The following is a 7,170-nucleotide window of genomic DNA, read 5'->3' as shown; positions in this document are numbered from 1 at the left end:
CCCCCCCGCCCGCGCGGGGGCGCGACGCGGGACTGCCGCACGCCCCGCACGCCCGACCACGCGCCACACGCCCCGCCTAGCGGTCCGCGGACTCCCGCGACCGCGCGGGCTTCGCCTGCGGCAGCTTCGTCCCGACGACCTGGTCGATCACGTCGCGGGCGATCGCCTGCGCCGTCAGCCCGACGTCGGCGAGGATCTGCGACCGGGTCGCGTGGTCGATGAACTCGTCCGGCAACCCCAGCTCATTCACGCCGGTGTCGACCCCGGCTGCCCGCAGGTCCTGCCGGAGACGGGTCCCGACGCCGCCGACGCGCACACCGTCCTCGAGCGTGATGACGAGCCGGTGCGTCCGCGACAGCTCGATGAGCGAGCCCGGGATCGGGACCACCCAGCGCGGGTCGACGACGGTGACGCCGATGCCCTGCGCCTCGAGCAGCGCCGCGGCCTCGAGCGCTGTCGGCACCATGGAGCCGACGGCCACGAAGAGCACGTCCTCGACGCCGTCCGCAGCGGCGTGCAGCACGTCCACACCGTCGGGGAGACGACGGACGGCGGGGATGTCCGGCCCGACCTGGCCCTTCGACCACCGGAGCACGGTGGGGGCGTCGTCGACGGCGATCGCCTCGCGGAACTCCTCACGCAGGGTCGCCGCATCACGGGGCGCCGCGATCCGGATGCCGGGCACGACCTGCAGCAGCGCGAGGTCCCACATGCCGTGGTGCGACGGCCCGTCCGGCCCGGTGATGCCGGCACGGTCGAGCACGAACGTGACGCCGGCCTTGTGCAACGCGACGTCCATCAGCACCTGGTCGAAGGCGCGGTTGAGGAAGGTCGCGTACAGCGCCACCACGGGGTGCAGGCCGCCGTAGGCGAGACCCGCAGCGGTCGTCACGGCGTGCTGCTCGGCGATGCCGACGTCGTACACGCGGTCGGGGTGCTGCTCCTGGAACAGGTGCAGTCCGGTCGGCCGGAGCATCGCAGCCGTGATCGCGACGACACGGGGGTCCGAATCGCCCACAGAAGCCAGGGTCGACGCGAACACCGAGGTCCACGACGGACCCGACGCGGCGTCGAGCGACTCCCCCGTCTCCGGGTCGATGTGCCCGACGGCGTGGAACTGGTCGGCCTGGTCGCGCAGGGCGGGCTCGAACCCGTGGCCCTTCTCGGTGATCGCGTGCACGATCGTCGGGGCGCCGTAGGCCTTCGCCTGCCGGAGCGCTGCCTCCATCGCACGCTGGTCGTGTCCGTTGACCGGCCCGATGTACTTGATGTCGAGGTTCGAGTACAGCGCTTCGTTGTTCGTGAAGCGCGACAGGAACCCGTGGAGCCCCCCGCGCATCCCGCGGTACACGGCCCGGCCGGGCGCGCCGAAGCGGTCGGCCACGGCCCGGGAGGTCTCGTAGAGCGCCCGGTACTCACGCCGCGTGCGCATGGAGCTGAGGAACCGCGCCATGCCGCCGATCGTCGGAGCGTACGAGCGGCCGTTGTCGTTGACGACGATGACCAGGCGACGGTCGTTGTCGTCCGAGATGTTGTTGAGCGCCTCCCACGTCATCCCACCGGTGAGGGCGCCGTCACCGACCACCGCGACGACGGTGCGGTCGGTCTGTCCGGTCTGCCCGAACGCGCGGGAGATCCCGTCGGCCCACGACAGGGACGACGACGCGTGCGACGACTCCACGATGTCGTGCTCGGACTCGCTCCGCTGCGGGTAGCCGGCGATGCCGCCTCGCTCGCGGAGCTTCGAGAAGTCCTGCCGCCCGGTGACGAGCTTGTGCACGTACGACTGGTGCCCGGTGTCGAACACGAAGGGGTCGTTCGGCGAGTCGAACACCCGGTGCATCGCGAGCGTCAGCTCGACCACCCCGAGGTTGGGCCCGAGGTGCCCACCGGTCTTCGCGACCTCGGCCACCAGGAACCGGCGGATCTGGGCGGCGAGTTCGGTCATCTGCACGTCGGAGAGACGCTTCAGGTCGCGCGGCGACGTGATGCTGCTGAGCAGGCTCACGGGCGCTCCTTTCGTGGGGCTGATCCCCCACCATATCCGCGTGACCGGCAGACGGACTGGAGGCCCGTGGCGGTGTCGCCACGGGCCTCCGGTCCGTCGTGTGGTCGCGTCAGCGACCCGTGCTCACGTCACTCAGACGAGCGACCGGAGCACGTACTGCAGGATGCCGCCGTTGCGGTAGTAGTCGGCCTCACCCGGGGTGTCGATGCGGACGACCGCGTCGAACTCGACCGGCTGCTTGCCGGCGGGCGAGTGCTCGCTCGGGGTCGCGGTGACGTGCACGGTCTTCGGGGTCCGGCCCTCGTTGAGCTCGGTCAACCCCGAGATCGAGACGACCTCGGTGCCGTCCAGCCCGAGGGACTCGACCGTCTCGCCCGCCGGGAACTGCAGCGGGACGACGCCCATGCCGATGAGGTTCGAGCGGTGGATCCGCTCGAAGCTCTCGGTGATGACCGCGCGGACGCCGAGCAGGTTCGTGCCCTTGGCCGCCCAGTCGCGCGACGAGCCCGAGCCGTACTCCTTGCCACCGAAGATGACGAGCGGGATGCCCTGCTCCTGGTAGTGCTGCGAGGCGTCGTAGATGAACGACTGCTCGCCGTCGGCGGTCGTGAAGTCACGGGTGTAGCCGCCCTCCACGCCGTCGAGCAGCTGGTTGCGCAGACGGATGTTCGCGAACGTGCCGCGGATCATCACCTCGTGGTTGCCGCGACGCGAGCCGTAGGAGTTGAAGTCCTTGCGGTCCACGTCGTGCTCGGCCAGGTACTTGCCGGCCGGGCTGTCCGCCTTGATCGAGCCGGCGGGCGAGATGTGGTCGGTCGTGACCGAGTCACCGAGCTTCGCCAGCACGCGGGCGCCGGAGATGTCCGACACCGCGTCGGGCTGCATGGTCATGCCCTCGAAGTACGGGGGCTTCCGCACGTAGGTCGACTCCTGGTCCCACTCGAAGGTGTCGCCCGTGGGGGTCGGCAGGTTCTTCCAGCGGTCGTCGCCATCGAACACGGAGCCGTACTCGTGGGTGAACATCTCGGTGTCGATCGACTCGTCGATGACCTGCTGGACCTCGGCCGCGTCGGGCCAGATGTCCTGCAGGTAGACGTCGTTGCCGTCCTGGTCCTTGCCGAGGGCGTCCTTGTCGAAGTCGAAGTGCATCGACCCGGCGAGGGCGTACGCGATGACCAGGGGCGGGGACGCCAGGTAGTTCATCTTGACGTCGGGGTTGATGCGCCCCTCGAAGTTGCGGTTGCCCGAGAGCACCGCGGTGACGGCGAGGTCGTTGTCCTGCACGGCCTGCGAGATCTCCTCGGGCAGCGGGCCCGAGTTGCCGATGCAGGTGGTGCAGCCGTAGCCGACCGTGTAGAAGCCGAGCTGCTCGAGGTAGGTCGTGAGACCGGCCTTCTCGTAGTAGTCGGTGACGACCTTGGACCCGGGGGCGAGCGTCGTCTTGACCCACGGCTTCGAGGTCAGGCCCTTGGCGGCGGCGTTCCGCGCGAGGATGCCGGCCGCCATCATGACGGACGGGTTCGACGTGTTCGTGCACGAGGTGATCGCGGCGATCGCGACGGCACCGTGGTCGATCGTGAACGGGTCGGCCCCGTCCATCGCGACCTTCGTCGGGGCCGAGGCCGTCGACGGGGCGCTCGACACGTAGACGTGCTCGTGCAGGTTGGTGTCCTCGTTGGTCGAGCCCGCGGCGATCGGGTCGGAGGCCGGGAAGGTCTCCTCCACCGCGTCGTCGAGGTCGGTCTGCTCGCTCGGGGTCGTGTAGTTGTTCAGGTCGACCTCGAACTGGTCCTTCGCCTTGGACAGTTCGATCCGGTCCTGCGGACGCTTCGGCCCCGAGATCGACGGCACGACCGTGGAGAGGTCGAGTTCCATGTACTCGGAGTAGGCCGGCTCGACCGACGCGTCGTGCCACAGGCCCTGGGCCTTGGAGTACGCCTCGACCAGGGCGATCTGCGCCTCGTCGCGACCGGTCAGGCGCAGGTAGTCGAGCGTGACGTCGTCGACCGGGAAGATCGCCGCCGTCGAACCGAACTCGGGCGACATGTTGCCGATGGTGGCGCGGTTCGCGAGCGGGACGGCACTGACGCCCTCGCCGTAGAACTCGACGAACTTGCCGACGACACCGTGCTTGCGGAGTTCCTGCGTGATCGTGAGCACCACGTCGGTCGCGGTCACGCCGGCGGGGATCTCACCGGAGAGCTTGAAGCCGACGACCTTCGGGATGAGCATCGACACCGGCTGGCCGAGCATCGCTGCCTCGGCCTCGATGCCGCCGACGCCCCAGCCGAGCACGCCGAGCCCGTTCACCATCGTGGTGTGCGAGTCGGTGCCGACGAGGGTGTCCGGGTACGCGTAGGTCTCGCCGTCGAAGTCACGCGTGTAGGTGACCTTCGCCAGGTACTCGATGTTGACCTGGTGCACGATGCCGGTGCCCGGCGGGACGACCTTGAAGTCCTCGAACGCGGTCTGGCCCCAGCGGAGGAACTGGTAGCGCTCCCCGTTCCGCTCGTACTCGAGGTCGGTGTTGCGCTGGAGTGCGTCCGTGCTGCCGAACAGGTCGGCGATGACCGAGTGGTCGATGACCATCTCGGCCGGGGACAGCGGGTTGATCTTGTTCGGGTCGCCGCCGATGTCCGCCATCGCCTCGCGCATGGTGGCGAGGTCGACGATGCACGGCACGCCCGTGAAGTCCTGCATGACGACGCGCGCCGGCGAGAACTGGATCTCGGTGTCCGGGTCGGCGTCGGGGCGCCAGGAGCCGAGCGCGCGGATCTGCGCCTCGGTGACGTTCTTGCCGTCCTCGGTGCGGAGGAGGTTCTCGAGCAGCACCTTCAGGCTGTACGGGAGCTTCTCGTGCCCGGGCACCGTGTCGATCCGGTGGATCGCGTAGTCGACACCCCCAACCGACAGTGTGTCCTTCGAGCCGAAGCTATTGACTGCAGCCACCGTGCCGCCTCCCTACTGATCGGTTTGCCCTCATCATCGCGGGCCGTGGTCCGTCCCACCAGCAAGGCAAACCTAATCCCGCTGACGCCGGAGCGCCGGACGGGAAAGTCTCTTGATGTCGAGACAACTCTACACCGTGGCGGCGTCGTCCCTCCGCACGAACACGGTGCGGACCAGCAGCCACGTGACCCAGAGCACGGCGGCGTAGAGCGGGACGCCGAGGATGAGCTTGAGGCCGGCGAGGAGCTCGACCTGCGCGGTGAGGTACAGCGGGACCTCGACGGCCAGACGGAGTGCGAAGAGTCCGACCCAGATCCAGGTGGCGACCGTCAGCACGCGGCGCTTGACCGGGTCGGCGCGCCAGTCGACGTGCGAGCCGTCCTCGTTCGCCGGCAGCAGGAACCCGACGACCAGACCGATGAGCGGCCAGCGAACGGCCAGTGACACGAGGAGCCCGACCAACCACACCGAGTTGATGATGATCCCCGGGATGAAGTTGCTCTCGGCGCGTCCGGTGATGAGCGCGAGGCCCGCCGACACCGCGACGCCGAGGATGCCCGCGAAGGACATCGTCAGCGACTGTCGCTGGACCAGGCGGAGCACGACGAAGACGAGTCCGACGACGACCGGGATCACGACGCTCGGCACGAGCTCCTTCGTGATCGCGTAGACGACGAGGAACGCGAACCCGGGCAGCACCGACTCGGCGAGCCCGCGGATCCCGCCGACCGCTCCGAGCAGCGCGCGCCCGGAGGGCGCCTCGCCGGGGGCGACGCGGGCGATGCCCGCGTTCTGCACCGCGTCGCGGAACTGCGCCGAGAACGACGGCGCAACCGACGCAGCGTCAGGTGTTCCAGCCGACGCGGGCACGGCTTCGGACCAGGCCGTCTCGGGTCGGTGGGTGTCGTCGTGTTCCGGCACCGTGCCTCCAGGGCGGGTCAGGTCGTCAGATCGCGGTCTGCGTCGACTTCGGCATGTGCAGCGGGATGAGGTCGCGCGGCGGCATCGGCGTCGTGCCGCGCACGACGACGACGCTGCGGAACAGCTCCTCGATCTCGCTCGCGTCGTCGGGCTGCTCAGCGGCCTTGCCGGCGATCACGCCGCGCAGGAACCAACGGGGGCCGTCGACGCCGACGAAGCGGGCCGGACGGACGCCGGCGGTGCCGCCGTCGCCGTCGACCGCGACCGGCACGGACGCACGGAGCTCGGGGCCGAACGGGCCGTCGACCTCGGTCACGACACCGCCCTGGCGCTCGATCTGCTCGGCGATCTGCGCACGGATCTCGTGCCACAACCCCGTCGAGCGGGGTGCGGCGAACGGCTGGACCTGCAGCGTCGAGTCGTCGTAGTCGAGCCCGACCGCGACGACGCGCTGCGAGCCCTCCTCGACCTCGAGGCGCAGGTGCAGGCCCTCGCGCGGCAGGACCTTCACACCGCCCAGGTCGACGTACGGACGGACCAGGTTCGCCTCGGTCTCGTCGTGCGGGCCGTTCTCGGCGCGGTCCTCGGGAGCGGACTTGTCCGTCGGGGCGACCGCGTCGACCTCGTCGAGGTCCGCGTCGGCGTCCGTCGCGATGTCGACCTCGGGGGTCGTGTCCGCGATCTCGACCTCGTCGGCGACGGCCTCGGCCACCTCGACCTCGGCGCCCTCGACCTCGTCACGCTTGCGTCGACCGAACTTCATGCGCGCGTTCCTTCCTGAACATCATCGGCGGCGCCGGTCACGGCACCGCTCCGGTCACCGTAGCCGGACGAGCCGAAGCCGCCCTGGCCCCGGACGCTGTCGGGGAGTTCCTCGACACGCGTGTACGTCACCCGCGGCACGGGCATGACGATCAGCTGTGCGATGCGGTCACCCACGTGCACTTCGTACGGTTCGGACCGGTCGGTGTTGAGCAGTGAGACCTTGATCTCGCCGCGGTACCCGGAGTCGACCGTGCCCGGGCTGTTGACGATGGTGATGCCGTGCTTGGCGGCGAGCCCGCTGCGCGGGACCACGAACGCGGCGTACCCCTCGGGGAGCGCGATCCGCAGCCCGGTCGCGGCCAGGTGGCGCTCGCCCGGCTGCAGCACGAAGGCCTCGGTCGAGACGAGGTCGGCACCGGCGTCGCCGGGGTGGGCGTGTCCGGGGCGGTTCTCCCCGGTCCAGAGGACGTCGACTGGTTCCATCACGTGTCGAGGGTAGTGCAGAGACGTGACCCGACCGTGACCTG

General features: G+C 69.9%; 5 protein-coding genes. All 5 read right to left on the bottom strand.

The features are described 5' to 3' along the window. Nucleotides 1–76: 76 nt before the first annotated feature. The 5 genes from dxs to dut all read right to left on the bottom strand — a co-directional run bounded on the left by dxs (nucleotide 77) and on the right by dut (nucleotide 7,126). Complete coding sequence (dxs, locus tag ITJ60_RS08585) at nucleotides 77–2,008, bottom strand: 1-deoxy-D-xylulose-5-phosphate synthase (protein WP_194647644.1); 1,932 nt, start codon at nucleotides 2,006–2,008, stop codon at nucleotides 77–79. 132 nt (nucleotides 2,009–2,140) lie between these two features. After that, complete coding sequence (acnA, locus tag ITJ60_RS08580) at nucleotides 2,141–4,957, bottom strand: aconitate hydratase AcnA (protein WP_194647643.1); 2,817 nt, start codon at nucleotides 4,955–4,957, stop codon at nucleotides 2,141–2,143. A 129-nt stretch (nucleotides 4,958–5,086) separates the two neighbouring features. After that, nucleotides 5,087–5,878: a DUF3159 domain-containing protein gene (locus ITJ60_RS08575; RefSeq protein ID WP_194647642.1), complete on the bottom strand. Its 792-nt coding sequence runs from the start codon at nucleotides 5,876–5,878 to the stop codon at nucleotides 5,087–5,089. 25 nt (nucleotides 5,879–5,903) lie between these two features. Then, nucleotides 5,904–6,641, bottom strand: coding sequence for a DUF3710 domain-containing protein (locus ITJ60_RS08570; RefSeq protein ID WP_228510001.1), 738 nt, complete (start codon nucleotides 6,639–6,641; stop codon nucleotides 5,904–5,906). Then, the gene (dut, locus tag ITJ60_RS08565) at nucleotides 6,638–7,126 is read right to left on the bottom strand and encodes a dUTP diphosphatase (protein WP_194647983.1); all 489 of its coding nucleotides are present in this window, start codon (nucleotides 7,124–7,126) and stop codon (nucleotides 6,638–6,640) included. Before dut ends, ITJ60_RS08570 begins: the two co-directional genes overlap by 4 nt. Nucleotides 7,127–7,170: the final 44 nt, after the last annotated feature.

This window comes from Curtobacterium sp. VKM Ac-2884, assembly GCF_015350945.1.
In the GTDB taxonomy this organism is placed as follows: domain Bacteria; phylum Actinomycetota; class Actinomycetes; order Actinomycetales; family Microbacteriaceae; genus Curtobacterium.
This window is presented reverse-complemented; position numbering and strand designations above follow the sequence as displayed.